Genomic DNA, 17,245 nt, shown 5'->3' with positions numbered 1-17,245 from the left:
ATATAAAAAATCCCTCACCCTCCAACTTTAACGTTGGAACGTGAAGGATATAAGCACTTAGTTATTTGCCACCTCTTGCGTGATCATAGTGATAAGTTCGGCTATTTTTACAAGCTCTGCAATCGGAATCCGCTCATTGGTCGTGTGGATTTCTTCATAGCCAACAGCTAAATTAACCGTCGGAATTCCAAATCCTGCAATTACATTTGCATCACTTCCACCACCACTTTGCACCAACTCACTATCCCTGCCAATTATTTTTGCTGCCTGTCTAGCCACTTCTACTACTTTGTCCCCTGCTTCCTGTTTATAACCTGGGTACATGATCGAAACATCTAAATCAACGGATCCACCCATCTCCTCCGCCGTTTTCTCAAAAGCACTACTCATTTTTTTAACTTGCTCTTCCATTTTTTCTGGAACAAGTGAACGTGCTTCTGCCAAAATTTCCACATAATCACACACAATATTGGTTTGGGTGCCACCCTCGAAACGACCTATGTTGGCGGTTGTTTCCTTGTCAATTCGGCCGAGCGGCATCTTTGCGATTGCTTTTGCTGCAAGTGTGATCGCTGAAATGCCTGTTTCAGGTGCAACTCCAGCATGGGCTGTCTTTCCCTTTACAACGGCCTTCACTTTAGCTTGGGTCGGGGCAGCAACAATAATATCTCCCACTTTACCGTTACTGTCGATTGCATAGCCAAATTTCGCCTTTAAGTGCGTACGATCCAATGATTTAGCACCGACAAGTCCTGATTCTTCTCCAGCTGTAATAACAAATTGGATATCTCCATGCTCTAGTTTATTTTCCTGAAGAAGTCGGATAGATTCTAAAATAGCAGCTAATCCAGCCTTATCATCTGCACCGAGAATGGTAGTTCCATCACTAACGATATACCCGTCTTTTATGGATGGTTTTATCCCCTTACCTGGCACAACCGTATCCATATGGGAAGTGAAATAAATAGGGTCTACCTCTGCTTTATTCCCTTTTAATGTGCATATTAAATTTCCTGCCCCATGACCAGTCTTAGCTTGACTATCATCTTCAACTACTTCAAGTCCAAGTTTTTGAAACTTTTTCTTAAGCACAGCCGCTATTTCTTTCTCATACTTTGTTTCAGAGTCAATTTGTACCAACTCCATAAACTCATTTACGATACGATCCTTATTTACTTCTACCATGTACTGACCTCCCTGATCTAAATGCACATCCTCTACAAGTGTGTGATCCTTTACAATGGGATATTACCGTGTTTTTTGTATGGACGTTCCTCTTGTTTATTATTTAGCATTTCTAACGCATTCATTAAGGCAATTCTCGTTTCTCTAGGATCAATGACATCATCAACCATTCCGAGACCAGCTGCTACATATGGATTCGCAAATTTCTCTCTGTACGTTTCGATTTTTTCCTGTCTTGTTTCATCCGAATTTTCACTTTCTTTTATTTCCTTGGCAAAAATAATATTTGCCGCCCCTTCTGGCCCCATCACGGCAATTTCAGCATTAGGCCAAGCATACACAATGTCAGCACCAATCGATTTACTGTTTAATGCCACATATGCTCCGCCATATGCTTTTCTTGTAATAACTGTGATTTTTGGAACGGTTGCTTCTGAATAAGCATATAAGATTTTTGCGCCGTGACGAATGATGCCACCATGCTCCTGTTTGACACCAGGGAAAAATCCGGTCACGTCTTCAAATGTGATTAACGGAATATGGAAGGCATCACAAAATCGAATAAATCGAGATACTTTGTCACTGGAATCAATATCAAGTCCTCCTGCTAGATACTTGGGATTATTACAGACTAATCCAATTGATTTTCCTTTCAGCCGCGCGAACCCCACCACAACGTTTTTAGCGAAGTCGGAATGAATTTCAAAAAATGACTGTTCATCCACAATCTGTTCAATGATTAATTTTACATCATAGGGGCGGATCGCATCAAAGGGAATCAGATCGGTTAACTCTGGACGATAATCGGATTGAACTTCCGCTACTTCTTCTTCAATTAAAGGTGGTTTTTCCTTATTGTTCGAAGGAAGATAATGAATCAGTCGTTTTACAGCATCAAGCGCTTCCTCTTCATTACTTGCTTTTATGTGTGCATTTCCACTTTTACTATTATGTACCGCAGCGCCTCCCAAATCTTCAGATGTTATTTTTTCACCGGTTACCGTTTCGATCACTTTCGGCCCTGTAATAAACATCTGAGACGTCTCCTCGACCATCACAACAAAATCGGTTATTGCCGGGGAGTAGACGGCACCACCCGCACATGGACCCAAGATGACAGAAATTTGTGGAATAACCCCTGAATAAATGGAATTGCGATAAAAAATATGACCGTAGCCATCCAAGGAAGAAACTCCCTCTTGTATCCTAGCACCACCAGAATCATTTAACCCAACAAATGGTGTCCCATTCTTTGCAGCTAGATCCATAACGGCTGCAACCTTTCTTGCATGCATTTCACCTAAAGCCCCACCGTAAACGGTAAAGTCTTGGGCAAATAAATACAAAGGGCGTCCATCAATTTTTCCATATCCTGTAACGACCCCTTCTCCAGCTGCCTTGCTCTTATCCATACCAAAGTCGGATACTCGATGTTCCATAAATGGATTTAATTCAACAAAAGATCCGTCATCAAGGAGATAGTCGATTCGTTCACGTGCAGTCATTTTTCCTTTTTCATGCTGTTTCGCTATTCGCTCATCGCCACCACCGAGTTCCACCTGCCTCCTTTTATCGTAAAGTTGATTGATTTTTTCGTAAATGTCCACTATTCCTCACTCCCTTTGACATGCTTTGTTAGTTCAAACAAGACACCATTCGCTCCCTTTGGATGAATGAAGGCGATTTGACTATTGTTCGCACCTTGTTTCGGCTCCTCATTTAACAATGGGACTCCTTCGTTTTTCAATTGAAGGAGTCGTTCTTCAAGACTATCCACCTCTAAAGCAATATGATGAATGCCTTCTCCTTTTTTATTCAAAAATTTACGAATAGCTGATTCCTCGGAAAGTGGTTCTAAAAGTTCTATGCGGCTTTCCCCAATTGATAAGAAAGCAACTTTCACTTTCTCGGTGTCTACTTCCTCTACCATGTCCAATGCTAAACCTAGCATGTGCTCGTAAAAAGGTAGCGATTGATCGATACTCTCTACCGCTATTCCAATATGAGAGATTTTTTTCGGCGATTCTAAAACCTTTTCTGAATGAACTAATCCTTTAATGTAGTGCGCTAACAAATCTGTCGATGCCCCGCTCGTAAATATTTTTTTTACTCCTTTTTCTTCTAAAAAAGCAATGTCCTCAGACGGTATAACACCACCACCTATAACAGGAATATCCTCCGCATTTTTACTTTTTAAGGCTTCGATCACCTTTGGGAACAAGGAACGATGCGCTCCAGATAAAGAGGACAAGCCAACAACGTCTACATCTTCCTGAACGGCAGCCTGTGCAATTTGTTCAGGTGTTTGTCTTAAACCGGTATAAATAACCTCCATTCCATGATCTCTTAGCGCTTGAGCAATGATTAAAGCCCCACGATCATGCCCATCTAACCCAGGTTTTGCTATTAACACACGAATTTGCTTCATATTAGATTCACCCCTAAATTCCAGTATACTCTCCAAATTCCTCTCTTAATACATTGCAAATTTCACCCACAGTAGCATACGCTTTGACCGATTCTAATATATACGGAAGCAGGTTTTCACTATCGTTTCTTGCGGCCTTTCCTAGACGATCCAAGCAATCCTGCACTTTATCGAGATCGCGACTTGCTTTTATTTGTGTTAACCGTTCTTTTTGGTTTGCCTCAAGGGTTTCATCGACTTTCAATAAATCAGGGTTCACCTCTTCCTCTAGCTCAAATTGATTCAGCCCAACAATAATCTCTTCTTTTTTTTCAATGCGTTTTTGTGTGTCATATGCGGTCTGATGAATTTCACGCTGCATATAACCATCTTCTACAGCTTGAACAGCACCACCAAATGTATCTATTTTTTCAATGTACTCCATTGCTTTCCTTTCTATTTCATTTGTTAAGTGCTCTACATAATAGGAGCCACCTAGTGGATCAACCGTATCGGCAATACCACTTTCATTTGCTAAAATTTGTTGGGTTCTTAATGCAATTCTAGCTGATTCTTCCGTTGGCAGGGAAAGGGCTTCATCGCGAGAATTCGTATGTAAGCTTTGCGTACCACCCAATACAGCTGCAAGCGCTTGCAGTGTTACCCGAACGATATTGTTGTCCGGTTGCTGTGCGGTTAATGTCGAACCACCCGTTTGTGTGTGAAAGCGCAGTTTCCAGCTTTTTGGATTTTTTGCATGATACCGCTCTTTCATAATCTTTGCCCATATCCTTCGTGCTGCACGAAATTTTGCTGTTTCTTCAAAAAATTGATTGTGTGCATTAAAAAAGAAAGCGAGCCTTGGTGCAAATTGGTCAATATCCATACCAGACTGAAGTGCAGCATCCACATAAGCAATACCATTTGCAATCGTAAAAGCAACCTCCTGGACAGCTGTAGATCCTGCTTCCCTTATATGATAGCCGGATATACTAATCGTATTAAATTTTGGTGCGTTCTCTTGACAATATCTGAAAATATTCGTAATTAAACGCATCGAAGGTTTCGGTGGATAAATATAAGTACCTCTAGCAATGTACTCTTTCAGTATATCATTCTGAATCGTGCCTGTAAGCTTTTCTGAAGGAACTCCTTGTTTCTCTCCTACCGCAATGTACATACATAATAGAACGGAAGCTGGTGCATTAATCGTCATAGATGTGCTAACCTTCTCAAGTGGGATCGATTCAAATAATTGCTCCATGTCTGCTAATGAATCGATCGCAACACCAACTTTACCTACCTCTCCTTCTGCCATTGGATCATCTGAATCATAGCCAATTTGAGTAGGTAAATCGAAAGCAACGGACAATCCCGTTTGACCTTGCTCTAGTAAATAACGGAATCGTTTGTTTGTTTCTTTAGCAGAACCAAACCCTGCATACTGGCGCATCGTCCAATATTTACTTCGATACATGGTTGGTTGGATACCCCTTGTATATGGAAACTGACCAGGAAAGCCTAATTTATCAATGTATGAATCACTTTCTTGCTCTGGTGTATATAATCGATCAATTGGAATATCGGAGCTTGTTTTAAAATCTTTTTTTCTTTCAGGAAAGCGTTCAGTTGTTTTCTCGGTTTCCTTCTCCCACTCCTGTTTTACGTGAGAGAACTGACTTTCTTGTTTCATTGTGACTAACTCCTCCTTTAAGTCCGTTCTAAATACAATCCTAACATGTTATCATTCGATACTACCCATAAAAAATCCTTTTACTTGCTATCTTTTACTTGAAATAATTACCTTGACTTGTCCATTTCTTCTTTTCACGGTAAAATACAAGTAGTATTTGTGTGAAGGAGGCGTTCATGTGGCAACAAAAACCAAAAATCCACAACCACGAAGAAAGTCCAAGCGTGAGAAAAGAATAAAGATTATCGTCTATATTATGATTATTGCTATGATACTATCAACTATTACAGCAGGATTAGCAATGTTTATTTAACATCAAAACGACTGGTGGGGGGTCGAACCTTTCATCAGTCTTTATTTTTTTTCGTGTTTTCCAATCGTTCCTTTTTATGAAACGCTGGTTTTCCATTTTTGTTTATCGTTTTTTTAAGAATTAAATATTGCTCTATTTCCTGTAACAACCTATACAGATTCGCTCTTGTTTCAAACTCTTCCCGTGTTTGAGGCAAGGCATCCTCTTCAAATTTCTTTTTTAATCGATGCACTTTTTCCAGAAATATTGTAGACGTATTTCCTGGGTGAACACTATCTGATAGTTCATCAAAAAATGTAGCCATCTGAAACGATTGGGCATAAGTATGGTTTAGCTGACTTGCAAGTGGCAGCATTCTTTTTAATAGTTCAAATTGCTTTCTCCTCATTTGAAAATAACTATAAAATGGGTGATGGGATCTGAGCAAATGATTCTCAATATCACGAACAACATAGCTTTCAGCATGATCCAAAATGACTTCTGTTTCTGTCAATTCTTTTCCAGACCAAGCCTGATCACCATCTCGCAAAAAAGTGGCTATTTCCTTCAAAATAACTTTAAAATGATGTTCTAGCCTTTCTTGGTACTCCAACAATTTTTTGTCTAGACTTGGCATATATAAATTTAAAAGCAATGCTGTTCCGATTCCAACGGTGATTAACAATAATTCATTTCCAATTAACTGAAATGAAATATCTCTTGCTTGGTATAAATGCAAAATAATGACCGTGCTTGTCACGATTCCAGGAGTAATTTTCCACTTAACTGTTATTGGAATGAATAAAAGTAGCACAATTCCAATTGTGATAGGATGGTAGGTAAGACTTTCAAACACAACAATTGAAATGAACATCGCTAGTAAAGTCGCAATAAATCGATGCCATGCACTAAGGACAGAACTTTTCCGAGTTGTTTGAATACATAAAATCGTTAAAATCCCAGCAGACACAGCGCCATCAAGCTGCATAAGCTGTGCTATCCAAATAGCAATTGGTGTTCCAACAGCCGTCTTAAGTGTTCGGTACCCGATTCGCACAGATGATTTCCCCTTCTAAAACATGCTTGCTATTTATCTTCCCTTAGTGTACCACTTAGATATGGGAAAACCCCTTGTCACTACGTGTGGCAAGGGGTTTGGTATGGTGATCTATTAAAAGCCTAATCTTAAATTAAACCTCTTGGCAATGCTCATCAAACAGCCTTTGCAATTTTCCAACAACATCAACAGGACCAAAGCCTTCAATATCGTGGCGCTCTACCATTGACACAATCTTTCCATCCTTTAAAAGTGCAAAAGATGGTGATGATGGTGGGTATCCTTCGAAGTACGCTCTTGCACGTTCCGTTGCATCTTTGTCTTGTCCAGCAAATACAGTAACTAAATTATCAGGACGTTTATCAAAGTGAATCGCATTAGCTGCAGCTGGTCGGGCTACCCCTCCTGCACAACCACAAACAGAGTTGACCATTACAAGTGTTGTACCTTTTTGGGTAAGTACTTGGTCCACCTCTTCTGGAGTTCTTAATTCTTTATAGCCTGCCTCTGTTATATCTTTACGAGCTGTGTCTACCACGTCGTTCATGAATAAATTGAAATCCATTGATCCTTCAACTCCTTTGTTGATTTCCTAAACATAAATTTATCATAGCAAAAATGTTCCAGTTTTTCAATTCTAGGCAACTATAAACATTTGATATATCACCAAATATACAGTTTACTAGCCCCTGCAACTATCCTGCACAACACGATAGTTTGGATACATCTTTATCGAAGGTCAATGCTGCAAGCTTCATTCCTTCTGCCATTGTTAAATATGGGCATAATGTCTCATTTAAATCTTCAATGGTCAATCCAAATTTCACTGCCAATGTTGCTGCATAGATAATATCTCCCGCATTCTCAGCAACGATATGGGCACCAATTATTTTGTTCGTTTTTTCATCTGCAACTAACTTGAAAACCCCTGTTGTTTCTCGGTTTACAAGGGCTCTTGGCACTGCTTCTAATGGTAGAACAGACGTCTTTACATTGTACCCTTCTTCCTTTGCATTTGCTTCCGTAAGCCCGATAGATGCAATAGACGGATTTGTGAAAGTAACAGCGGGAACATGTCGTAAATCCATTTTACGTTTAGCTACACCGAGTGCATTATCTGCTATAACTGCACCACCATAGGCTGCCACATAAACAAATTGCGGAGCTAGTGTAACATCACCTGCCGCGTAAACTCTAGGATTTGTCGTTTGTAAATAGTCATCAACAACAACTTCGCCTTTTTTCCCTATTTCAACCCCCGCGACTTCTAAGTTTAAGGAAACTGTATTAGGTGTTCTTCCTGTCGCAACTAAGACTTGGTCAGCTGTGATTACTTGTTCTTCTCCATCTTTTTCAATAATAATTCGTTTTTCTGATCCATTTTGTTCTACACGTTTATATGTTGTAATTCCTGTAATTGTATGAATGCCTTTTTCATCTAAAAAATTGGCAACAGCTTCTGAGACTTCAGGATCATATTCTTTTAGAATCCGTTCACTACGTTGCATGAGTGTGACTTCCTCTGCCCCAAGATTGTGAATCATTTGTCCTAGTTCCATGGCGATGTAGCCTGAACCGATCACCGCTAATCGTTTTGGAAGCTCTGTTAATTGAAGTAAAGTTGTACTTGTCAAATAATCAATTTCGTTTAATCCAGGTATATTCGGAATAGACGGAGATGCTCCAGTTGCAATCATGATTCTTTTCGCTGTTTTTGTTTCCCCATTCACTTCAATTGACTTCTCATCCACAAACTTTGCTTCCCCTTGAATAAAGTCAAACCCATATTCATCAATTAAATTCACATATTTTTCACTTCGGAGTTCATTTACAAGTTCATCTTTATTGCCAGTTAGCTCTTTTAAATGAACTGATCCAGCAGATGTATTTAAGCCATTAAACGGATTAGATGCAGCCATTTGATTGATTTCACCAGCACGGAGCATTGTCTTTGATGGGACACAACCAATGTTGACACACGTTCCACCTGTTGTCCCGCGTTCTATCATTAATACTTTTGCAGCTTTCTCAACAGCTTGAATAGCAGCTGAGAATGCCGCACCCCCTGATCCGATAATTAAAAGGTCATACTCTCCTTCATCACCTAAATGTAGTTTTTCTTCACCACTAACAATGGCTTCGTTTCCTGGTTTGTAGCCTGTTTCGCGAATCGCTTCTTTCGCTTTTTCCAAATCTCTTTCATCTATTTCGAACACTGCTTCACCTCTACGAAAATCCGCACTCGAATTTTCCGCCCCAGACTTGTCCAATGCCTCTGTAATGTGTTCTTCACACCCTGTACATGTCATCCCTTCTATTGGTAATCGTACTTTTTTTAAATTACTCATTATACCGAACTCCTTTTTATTTTTTATGCAATCGTTAGTCTTTGCATTCTATAGGCATACTCCAATATTTTATCCACTCTCTTGCACATAGTGCTTCACAAATCCGCCTGACTGAAACCATAGAAGCAGCATTATAAAAGAACGCCAATCCCTCCAAAAGTGGCTGCAACACCTTTATCTTTTTCTTTCTTTTACATTAATATTCCACTCCTTTACATAAATTATAATATTTTAATGTATTCCTCGCTTCTCATACACGTATCACTTATTTATCTTATTGTTTGTCGTAACAATATCATATTAAAATATAATAATATAATAAACTGAATAGTCTACTGTGTCAAAAACCACGATTCTGTTATAATTATCCATAACACACTATTAAAGCCAAAGTAACAATAACTCTTGAATGAGGAGAATGTATGATGCAGAAATATTTGTTTCAAAAGTTTTTTAACGGAATGAAGCATCAAACGTTTCATATCACCTATTGGGATGGTGCTATGGAAAAATACGGGGAAGGAGAGTCTTCTTTTACGATTGTTTTTCATGAGAAGATCCCATTTTCACAATTAGCCAAAAGTCCTGCTTTAGCCATCGGAGAAGCTTATATGAATGGGACAATTGATATCATCGGTGATATAGAAGAACTAATTAAAACGGCTAATGCAAACAAAGATTCTATCTGGTCACAAACACTTTCTCATCTACCTAAGGGAACTTCGGTAAAAAAACAAAAAGAAGATGTTCAGTACCATTACGATCTGGGGAATGACTTTTATTCATTATGGTTAGATCAAACGATGAGTTATTCCTGTGCATACTTTCAAACAGCTAGTGATTCTCTTGAACAAGCCCAATTGCAAAAAATAGATCATGTTTTAAAGAAACTACAATTACAACCAGGAGAAAAACTGTTAGATATAGGAAGTGGATGGGGATGGCTGATTATTCGTGCAGCACAGCAATATGATGTGCAAGCAACAGGGATTACATTAAGTGAAGAGCAATTCAAAAAGACACAGGAGCGGATTAATGAACTAGGTTTACAAAGCAAGGTAGAAGTGGAACTAATCGACTATCGCGAACTAGCAAAAAGTGGAAGAACTTTTGATAAGATCGCAAGTGTTGGAATGTTTGAACATGTAGGACAGGCAAACTATCCAGATTTTATGAAAACGGTGCAAAATTTACTGACTCAAGGTGGTCTGACATTGCTTCATTCAATCACGCATCCGACAGAAAAACCAATTGATCCGTGGATCTCCAAATACATATTTCCAGGCGGTTATATTCCATCCTTACGTGAAATAATTTGGTTATTGCCCGATTATGATTTTCATACGATTGATGTTGAAAGCTTAAGAATCCATTATGCGATGACACTTGATCAATGGGGAGAACGCTTTGAAAAAAATGTCGATCCGATACGTGACAAGTATGGAGAACGTTTTGTACGTATGTGGCGATTGTACTTGAGATCTTGTGCTGCATCCTTTCGTATTAGCGGCATTAACATCCATCAGATATTGTTCTCTAAAGGGTTAAACAATGATCTTTCTTTGACCCGCAAACACTTATACATCTAATCATTTTGGAACTAATAATTAGAAAGTTTTTACAGCGATAGAAGGTGATCCATTGCGTTCTGTCACCTTCTAATCGCTGTTTAGACATGAAATTGGTGCAGTTGAAATTGTTTCGATATATCCTCTAATACGTGAACACCTATAACACTGTTTCCTTTTTTATCAATAGGTGGACTAATAACTCCTATTCCCATTTTGCCAGGAACGACAGCCATAATCCCGCCGCTAACACCACTTTTCGCAGGAAAACCTACTTGAACTGCAAATTCACCTGACGCATTATACATCCCAGATGTCATCATAATTGTTAAAACAATTTTCGCAATTTCTGGTTCAATGATTTGTTCCTTGCTGTGAGGATGCTGCCCCCCGTTACTTAACCATAGGCCAATTTTAGCTAGGTCGCTACACGTGACATTAATAGAACAAATCTTAAAGTATAAATCTAAAGCTTCTTCAGGATCGCCTTCTAGAATTCCTGTGCTTTTCATAAAATAAGCCAGTGATCGATTTCGATTGCCTGTCTCTTTTTCTGATTGATACACAGCCTCGTTTAATTCGATATGTCTAGAGCCAGTAATCGTTTGCAACAACTGAATAATACGATGGAAACTAGCTTCCCCATTTTGTCCTTTTATAAGAGAAGTAATCGCTATTGCCCCCGCATTGATCATAGGATTAAATGGCTTATTTGGTTGTAACGTTTCTAATTTAATAATTGAATTAAACGGATCACCACTCGCCTCCATTCCTACTTTTGAAAACACTTTATCAAAGCCACAATCTTTCAAAGCAACAATTAAAGCAATAACCTTTGAAATGCTTTGAATGGTAAAACGCTGATCACAGTCACCAATTGTAAAGGAGTCCCGATTAATGGATGCGATTGTAACACCTAGAATAGTCGGATCCATGTTTTTCAACTCTGGAATGTAATCCGCTACTTCTCCACTATTTATTTTTTTATGATTTCGACTTATAATTTCTTCTATTTCCTCTCTGTTCACTACCTTCCCTCCATTTCGTAAATACACTCTACATATGTTCCCCAAATTAGGCGAACTTAGTATTAACGTTAACTCGTTGGGAAGAAGTATATGATTAAGACATATCAAGTAATAGATAGAGGAAATCAAGTAAGGGAGGAATTATAGAAGTCATATTTGGGTGGTGGATTTAAAACCCAAAAATAAACCCTATATGACGGACTTCATTTCACCGTCAAATAGGGCTTCATACTAGACGCGGACGCAAGAACTAATAAGATTGGCATTGTCCGCAACAACGGATTGTACCAAATGGATCATTTCCTGAACCCTTGGATCTGTTACTTTATAGTAGACAAATTTCCCTTCCTTTCGAGATGTGACAAATCCGCACGTTTTTAAGCATGCCAATTGATTGGAAATCTGCGACTGTTTCATACCCAGTTCATCGACAAGCTCACCAACATTTTTTTCGTTGTTCATTAAAGATAGTGCTATTTGTAACCGAACAGGATTTGATAGACCATGGAAAAATTTTGATATCAACTCGTTTTGTACTTGTTCAAAATCTATTTCTACGCTAGAATTCATTAATAATCACCTCGTTTTTAAAAATCGGAAGTTTAATCAATATGATACACAAAGTATTATAAAATATTATAATACTTTAATAAAAAAAAGTCACTTAACAATAAATCCGAAAATCTAGTCAACGCGTCCTCATCTGAGTTATGAGGACGCGAACTGGGTCATACTGTTCCCGAATATTACTTTTGAACACCCTCTTTAAAGTTAAAGTTATCCAGCACAGCAAGATAATTTACTAACGTCTTTATCAAGTGTTAAAGCAGCAAGTTTCAACCCTTCAGACTAGGTTAAATAAGGGTCGATTGTATTTTTAATACAAATAATCCTCAAAGTGGGTGAATGATCCACAATGAGGATTTTTTGTCCGTAATCCTAATAAACAGTTGTATTCTCCTTTGACATGTTCTCTAAAATTTCTTTTAGACGTGCTAAAAATTGCCCACAGATAAGTCCGTCTAAAATACGATGATCAAGGGAAAGGCATAAATTAACCATATCTCTCGCAGCGAACATCCCATCAATGATGACTGGTTTTTTTACAATGGATTCAACCTGTAAGATGGCAGCTTGTGGATAATTAATGACGCCCATGGATTGGACTGAACCAAAGGAGCCAGTATTGTTAACAGTAAAAGTTCCGCCTTCCATGTCAGCAGCTGTTAATTTTCCGTCCCGTGCTTTAGCTGCCAATGTATAAATATCCTTAGCAATTCCTTTAATATTTTTTTCATCGGCATTTTTTATAACTGGAACAAAAAGCTCCTGATCTTTTGCCACGGCGATCGAGAGATGAACATCTTTATGTTGAATAATCTTGTCACCAGCCCAAGAACTATTTAGCTGTGGGAATTCTTTTACAGCTTGTGCTACAGCCTTAACGAAAAAGGCGAAGTACGTTAAACCAAAGCCTTCTTCTTTTTTAAACTGATCTTTTACCGCTTTACGATATGCTACAAGATCGGTAACATCTACTTCGACCATCATCCATGCGTGTGGGATTTCTGTTTTGGCACGTACCATATTCTGTGCAATCGCTTTTCGAACTCCTGTCACAGGTATCTCCTTATCACCAGACAGAGACATAGCTTCTATTCCATCGGTGGAAGGCATATGTAAATCCGTATCGGGAACAGAATGCCCCGTCGTCTTGGCTGTTGGTTGTCCCCCTGCTGCAATGATTTTTTCTATGTCTTTTCTAGTGATTCGACCACCTCTACCAGAACCGTTCACTTCATCTAATACAATATCATTTTCCTGTGCGAGCTTTAATACTGCAGGCGAGTACCGCTTTTTCATAGGTTGATTGCCCGGTTTGTCTTGATTTGATTGTTCTGAAACCTCTTCTGTTGATTGTGGTGTAGATCTGGAGGCTTCATTAGTAGTACTATCTGAAATATCTTCTGTATCGATATAACACATTAATTCGCCAACTTCTAACGTTTCATCCTCTTTGGCAACGATTTCCTTAATCGTTCCAGTAAATGAAGATGGTACCTCAGCATTCACCTTATCTGTCATGACCTCAGCGATTGGGTCGTATTTATTGACGTGGTCTCCCACCTGGACTAACCAATTGCTAATCGTTCCTTCTGTCACACTTTCACCTAGTTTAGGCATATTAATTTTCTCTGTTGTCACTTGGATTCCCTCCTTCACCGTTAAAATTCTGCTAAATCGCGCATCGCTTTTTCAACTTTATCTGGATTAACCATGAAATACTTTTCCATTGTTGGAGCGTAAGGCATAGCAGGCAGATCTGGTCCAGCAAGTCGTTGAATCGGGGCATCTAAATCAAAAAGACAATTCTCAGCTATGATTGCTGCAACCTCCCCAATGATGCTACCTTCCTTGTTATCCTCAGTAAGCAGGAGTACCTTCCCAGTTCTGGAAGCTGCCTCTATAATCGCTTCTTTATCAAGAGGATAAACCGTACGCAGATCTAAAATATGTGTATCGATTCCGTCTTCGGCAAGTTTTTCAGAGGCTTGTAGAGCAAAGTGAACACATAATCCATACGTGATAACGGTAATATCAGAACCTTCTCTTTTGACATCTGCTTTTCCAATTGGGAGGGTGTAATCTGTTTCAGGTACCTCACCCTTTATCAATCGATATGCCCGTTTGTGCTCGAAAAAAAGAACAGGATCTTCATCACGAATTGCAGCCTTTAACAGCCCTTTGACATCATAAGGCGTGGATGGCATGACAATCTTTAGCCCTGGTTGATTCGCAAACATTGCTTCAACGGATTGCGAATGATAGAGCGCGCCGTGTACCCCTCCACCATAAGGAGCACGAATAGTAATGGGACAATTCCAATCATTATTCGAACGGTATCTAATTTTAGCTGCCTCGGAAACAATTTGGTTAACGGCAGGCATAATAAAGTCTGCAAACTGTATTTCGGCAACAGGTCGCATTCCGTACATTGCAGCTCCAATACCTACTCCTGCTATTGCTGATTCTGCTAGCGGCGTGTCTAACACCCTTGCTTCTCCAAATTCATCATAAAGCCCGTCGGTTGCACGGAATACACCACCACGTATTCCAACATCTTCCCCTAGTACAAATACCTTCTCATCACGCAGCATTTCTTCTCTTAATGCTTGCGTGACAGCTTGAATATATGAAATTACAGCCATAACGATTCCCCCTCCTTACTCTCTATATACATATTTAAGCGCATCTTCTGGCGCCGCGTAGGCCGCATTTTCTGCGTAATCTGTTGCCTCATTTACTAAATGATTAATCTCTTTCGTTAGCTGGTTCTCTTTTTCCTCTGATAAAATACCCATCTCCCGAAGATATGTCGCAAATGTATGAATGGAATCTTTCTCCCTAGCGGCTTCTACTTCTTCCTTTTCACGATAGGTGCGGTCGTCATCATCACTAGAGTGGGCTGTTAACCTGTACGAAACAGCTTCAATGAGCGACGGGCCTTCACCTCTTCTGCCGCGATTAGCCGCTTCCCTTACCGCTTCATACACAGCAAGTGGATCATTTCCATCAATCGTAATACCTGGCATTCCGTATCCTTGAGCACGATCCGAAACTTTTTCACACGCTAATTGTTTATTTGCAGGAACAGAAATCGCATATTTATTATTCTCTACCAAGAAAACGACAGGGAGTTTATGGACCCCTGCAAAATTTGCCCCTTCATGAAAATCTCCTTGGTTCGATGAGCCCTCCCCAAAAGTCACCAAGCTGACAAAATTCTTTTTTTCCATTTTTCCAGCCAAAGCGATTCCGACCGCATGTGGAACCTGAGTAGTCACTGGGGATGATCCCGTAACAATCCGGTTCTTTTTCTGTCCAAAATGACCAGGCATTTGTCTGCCAGCTGAATTAGGATCCTCTGCTTTTGCAAAACCAGAAAGCATTAAATCTTTTGCAGTCATACCGAACGCTAGTACAACTCCCATGTCACGATAATACGGAAGCACATAATCCTGTTCCCGATCAAGTGCAAACGCTGCCCCAACCTGTGCCGCTTCTTGCCCCTGACAAGAAATGACAAACGGTATTTTCCCTGCCCGGTTCAGTAACCACATTCGTTCATCAATTTTTCGAGCTAACAGCATGGTTCGAAACATATCTAACACTTGTTCATCTGTTAAACCTAATTTTTCATGACGGTTATTAGTCATTTGTTTACCTCCTAACAATAGATTTTCAGCCGTGTATTTGTTTTTCATCCACAGCTAATGCCGCTTCTCCGATAGCCTCTGACAAGGTAGGGTGTGGGTGAATACTTTCACCAATTTCCCATGGTGTCGCATCTAGCACTTTCGCTATACCAGCCTCAGAAATTAGGTCGGTCACATGAGGTCCCACCATATGAATCCCTAGTAAATCATCTGTTTGTTTATTTGCAATGATTTTGACAAAGCCATCCGTTTCACCATAGACTAATGCTTTACCAATTGCCTTAAAGGACATCTTTCCTGTTTTAATCTCATATCCTTGTTCAATTGCCTGTTCTTCCGTTAATCCGATACTTGCAGCTTCGGGATTAGAGTAAATACATGTTGGAACATTGATTTCGTTCATTTTTACTGGATCCTCTCCAGCGATATGCTCTACAGCAATCACACCTTCATGTGATGCTACATGTGCTAGCTGTAATCCACCAATTACATCGCCAATTGCGTAAATATGGGATTCCTTTGTTTGATAAACATCATTTGTTTGGATACAACCATGTTCATTTGTTTGAATATCCGTGTTGTCTAAACCGATGCTTCGGCTATTCGGAGATCGTCCAACAGAAACAAGCATTTTATCTGCTTGATATGTTTCTGATTTACCATTTTGATCTACTTGGACTTCAACCCCATTATTTATTGTAAGTGTATCTGGGAGCAATTTAGCGTTCGTATGAATAGAAATTCCTTTTTTCTTCAAAAGTCGTTTCATTTCCTTTGATACTTCTTTATCTTCAGTTGGAAGGATCCGATCCATAAATTCAATAATCGTTACTTGAACACCAAAATCAGCAAGCATGGAAGCCCATTCGATCCCGATTACACCACCACCAACAATTAAAATAGAAGCAGGCAGCTCTTCCATCAATAATGCTTCATCAGAAGTTACGACATATTGACCATCTATTTGTAATCCTGGTAGGGACTTTGGTTTAGAGCCTGTCGCAATTAACACATTTTTCGGGATGAGCATTTCGTTTTCTTCTCCATTGTTCATTTCAACAGATACTGTACCTGCAGTAGGAGAGAAGATGGATGGGCCTAATATACGACCATACCCTTCAAACACATCTATTTTCCCTTTTTTCATTAATCCTTGCACGCCTTGATGAAGCGTGTTCACAATCGTTTGTTTTCTTTCTTGTACTTTCAAAAAGTCAACCTTAGGATCTGCTGTGGTTATACCGAATTGGTCTGCTTCCTTCGTTTGCCGAAACACTTCTGCACTTCTTAATAAAGCTTTGGAAGGTATGCAACCCCTATGTAAACATGTCCCACCAAGCAAACCATGTTCTACGATTGCCGTCTTTAAGCCAAGCTGTGAGGCTCTGATCGCAGCAACATAGCCACCAGTACCTCCTCCTATTATTACTAAGTCGTAATCTTGCGTCAT

General features: G+C 39.5%; 15 protein-coding genes. 2 read left to right on the top strand and 13 right to left on the bottom strand.

The genetic code is table 11. The features are described from left to right. Positions 1 to 57: 57 nt before the first annotated feature. Genes NC797_RS12640 through NC797_RS12625 form a run of 4 tightly spaced genes read right to left on the bottom strand, consistent with a single transcriptional unit; the run spans position 58 to position 5,285 of the window. Positions 58 to 1,185 (bottom strand): M20/M25/M40 family metallo-hydrolase, encoded by a 1,128-nt coding sequence (locus tag NC797_RS12640; protein WP_272437150.1) that lies wholly within the window; start codon positions 1,183 to 1,185, stop codon positions 58 to 60. 50 nt (positions 1,186 to 1,235) lie between these two features. Further along, positions 1,236 to 2,795, bottom strand: a complete 1,560-nt coding sequence (locus tag NC797_RS12635; protein ID WP_272437170.1) for an acyl-CoA carboxylase subunit beta — start codon at positions 2,793 to 2,795, stop codon at positions 1,236 to 1,238. After that, positions 2,792 to 3,613, bottom strand: a complete 822-nt coding sequence (gene mce / locus NC797_RS12630; RefSeq protein WP_272437149.1) for a methylmalonyl-CoA epimerase — start codon at positions 3,611 to 3,613, stop codon at positions 2,792 to 2,794. The genes NC797_RS12635 and mce overlap by 4 nt, the downstream gene beginning before the upstream one ends. Positions 3,614 to 3,626: 13 nt before the next feature. Continuing rightward, positions 3,627 to 5,285, bottom strand: a complete 1,659-nt coding sequence (locus NC797_RS12625; RefSeq protein ID WP_272437148.1) for an acyl-CoA mutase large subunit family protein — start codon at positions 5,283 to 5,285, stop codon at positions 3,627 to 3,629. 178 nt (positions 5,286 to 5,463) lie between these two features. Here NC797_RS12625 and prli42 point away from each other — a divergent pair, with 178 nt between their 5' ends. Further along, positions 5,464 to 5,598 (top strand): stressosome-associated protein Prli42, encoded by a 135-nt coding sequence (prli42, locus tag NC797_RS12620; protein WP_272437147.1) that lies wholly within the window; start codon positions 5,464 to 5,466, stop codon positions 5,596 to 5,598. A gap of 34 nt (positions 5,599 to 5,632) precedes the next feature. Here the strand turns inward: prli42 and NC797_RS12615 are convergent, their stop codons facing one another. From NC797_RS12615 to merA, 3 genes are all read right to left on the bottom strand, one after another. Continuing rightward, positions 5,633 to 6,634: an aromatic acid exporter family protein gene (locus NC797_RS12615; protein WP_272437146.1), complete on the bottom strand. Its 1,002-nt coding sequence runs from the start codon at positions 6,632 to 6,634 to the stop codon at positions 5,633 to 5,635. 133 nt (positions 6,635 to 6,767) lie between these two features. Then, positions 6,768 to 7,199 carry a BrxA/BrxB family bacilliredoxin gene (locus NC797_RS12610; protein WP_272437145.1) on the bottom strand — a complete coding sequence of 144 codons (432 nt, stop codon included), beginning with the start codon at positions 7,197 to 7,199 and terminating at the stop codon, positions 6,768 to 6,770. A gap of 130 nt (positions 7,200 to 7,329) precedes the next feature. Then, on the bottom strand, positions 7,330 to 8,982 hold the full coding sequence (gene merA / locus NC797_RS12605; RefSeq protein WP_272437144.1) for a mercury(II) reductase: 1,653 nt from the start codon (positions 8,980 to 8,982) through the stop codon (positions 7,330 to 7,332). A gap of 422 nt (positions 8,983 to 9,404) precedes the next feature. Here merA and NC797_RS12600 point away from each other — a divergent pair, with 422 nt between their 5' ends. Beyond that, on the top strand, positions 9,405 to 10,571 hold the full coding sequence (locus tag NC797_RS12600) for an SAM-dependent methyltransferase (protein ID WP_272437143.1): 1,167 nt from the start codon (positions 9,405 to 9,407) through the stop codon (positions 10,569 to 10,571). Positions 10,572 to 10,651: 80 nt separating this feature from the next. On the opposite strand, the gene glsA is transcribed toward NC797_RS12600, so the two are convergent. From glsA to lpdA, 6 genes are all read right to left on the bottom strand, one after another. Further along, entirely contained in the window at positions 10,652 to 11,578 is a 927-nt protein-coding gene (gene glsA / locus NC797_RS12595; protein WP_272437142.1) for a glutaminase A, read from the bottom strand. A 231-nt stretch (positions 11,579 to 11,809) separates the two neighbouring features. Further along, positions 11,810 to 12,148 (bottom strand): ArsR/SmtB family transcription factor, encoded by a 339-nt coding sequence (locus NC797_RS12590; protein ID WP_272437141.1) that lies wholly within the window; start codon positions 12,146 to 12,148, stop codon positions 11,810 to 11,812. Positions 12,149 to 12,517: 369 nt separating this feature from the next. Further along, positions 12,518 to 13,783 (bottom strand): dihydrolipoamide acetyltransferase family protein, encoded by a 1,266-nt coding sequence (locus NC797_RS12585; RefSeq protein ID WP_272437140.1) that lies wholly within the window; start codon positions 13,781 to 13,783, stop codon positions 12,518 to 12,520. A 20-nt stretch (positions 13,784 to 13,803) separates the two neighbouring features. Beyond that, positions 13,804 to 14,787 carry an alpha-ketoacid dehydrogenase subunit beta gene (locus tag NC797_RS12580; RefSeq protein ID WP_272437139.1) on the bottom strand — a complete coding sequence of 328 codons (984 nt, stop codon included), beginning with the start codon at positions 14,785 to 14,787 and terminating at the stop codon, positions 13,804 to 13,806. Between the two features lie 15 nt (positions 14,788 to 14,802). Continuing rightward, positions 14,803 to 15,795, bottom strand: coding sequence for a thiamine pyrophosphate-dependent dehydrogenase E1 component subunit alpha (locus NC797_RS12575; RefSeq protein ID WP_272437138.1), 993 nt, complete (start codon positions 15,793 to 15,795; stop codon positions 14,803 to 14,805). A gap of 25 nt (positions 15,796 to 15,820) precedes the next feature. Continuing rightward, positions 15,821 to 17,245 carry a dihydrolipoyl dehydrogenase gene (gene lpdA / locus NC797_RS12570; RefSeq protein WP_272437137.1) on the bottom strand — a complete coding sequence of 475 codons (1,425 nt, stop codon included), beginning with the start codon at positions 17,243 to 17,245 and terminating at the stop codon, positions 15,821 to 15,823.

It is taken from the genome of Terrihalobacillus insolitus (assembly GCF_028416575.1).
Taxonomy (GTDB): domain Bacteria; phylum Bacillota; class Bacilli; order Bacillales; family Amphibacillaceae; genus Terrihalobacillus; species Terrihalobacillus insolitus.
The sequence above is the reverse complement of the archived record's forward strand: the minus strand, read 5'-3'. Positions and strand labels throughout refer to the sequence as shown.

Bases quoted from the DNA above. Each gene is read 5' to 3' on its own strand.
- NC797_RS12625 (WP_272437148.1), bottom strand. From the start codon at position 5,285: ATGAAACAAGAAAGTCAGTTCTCTCACGTAAAACAGGAGTGGGAGAAG.
- NC797_RS12600 (WP_272437143.1), top strand. From the start codon at position 9,405: ATGATGCAGAAATATTTGTTTCAAAAGTTTTTTAACGGAATGAAGCAT.
- merA (WP_272437144.1), bottom strand. From the start codon at position 8,982: ATGAGTAATTTAAAAAAAGTACGATTACCAATAGAAGGGATGACATGT.
- NC797_RS12590 (WP_272437141.1), bottom strand. From the start codon at position 12,148: ATGAATTCTAGCGTAGAAATAGATTTTGAACAAGTACAAAACGAGTTG.
- mce (WP_272437149.1), bottom strand. From the start codon at position 3,613: ATGAAGCAAATTCGTGTGTTAATAGCAAAACCTGGGTTAGATGGGCAT.
- lpdA (WP_272437137.1), bottom strand. From the start codon at position 17,245: ATGACGCAAGATTACGACTTAGTAATAATAGGAGGAGGTACTGGTGGC.
- NC797_RS12580 (WP_272437139.1), bottom strand. From the start codon at position 14,787: ATGGCTGTAATTTCATATATTCAAGCTGTCACGCAAGCATTAAGAGAA.
- NC797_RS12640 (WP_272437150.1), bottom strand. From the start codon at position 1,185: ATGGTAGAAGTAAATAAGGATCGTATCGTAAATGAGTTTATGGAGTTG.
- NC797_RS12575 (WP_272437138.1), bottom strand. From the start codon at position 15,795: ATGACTAATAACCGTCATGAAAAATTAGGTTTAACAGATGAACAAGTG.
- NC797_RS12610 (WP_272437145.1), bottom strand. From the start codon at position 7,199: ATGGATTTCAATTTATTCATGAACGACGTGGTAGACACAGCTCGTAAA.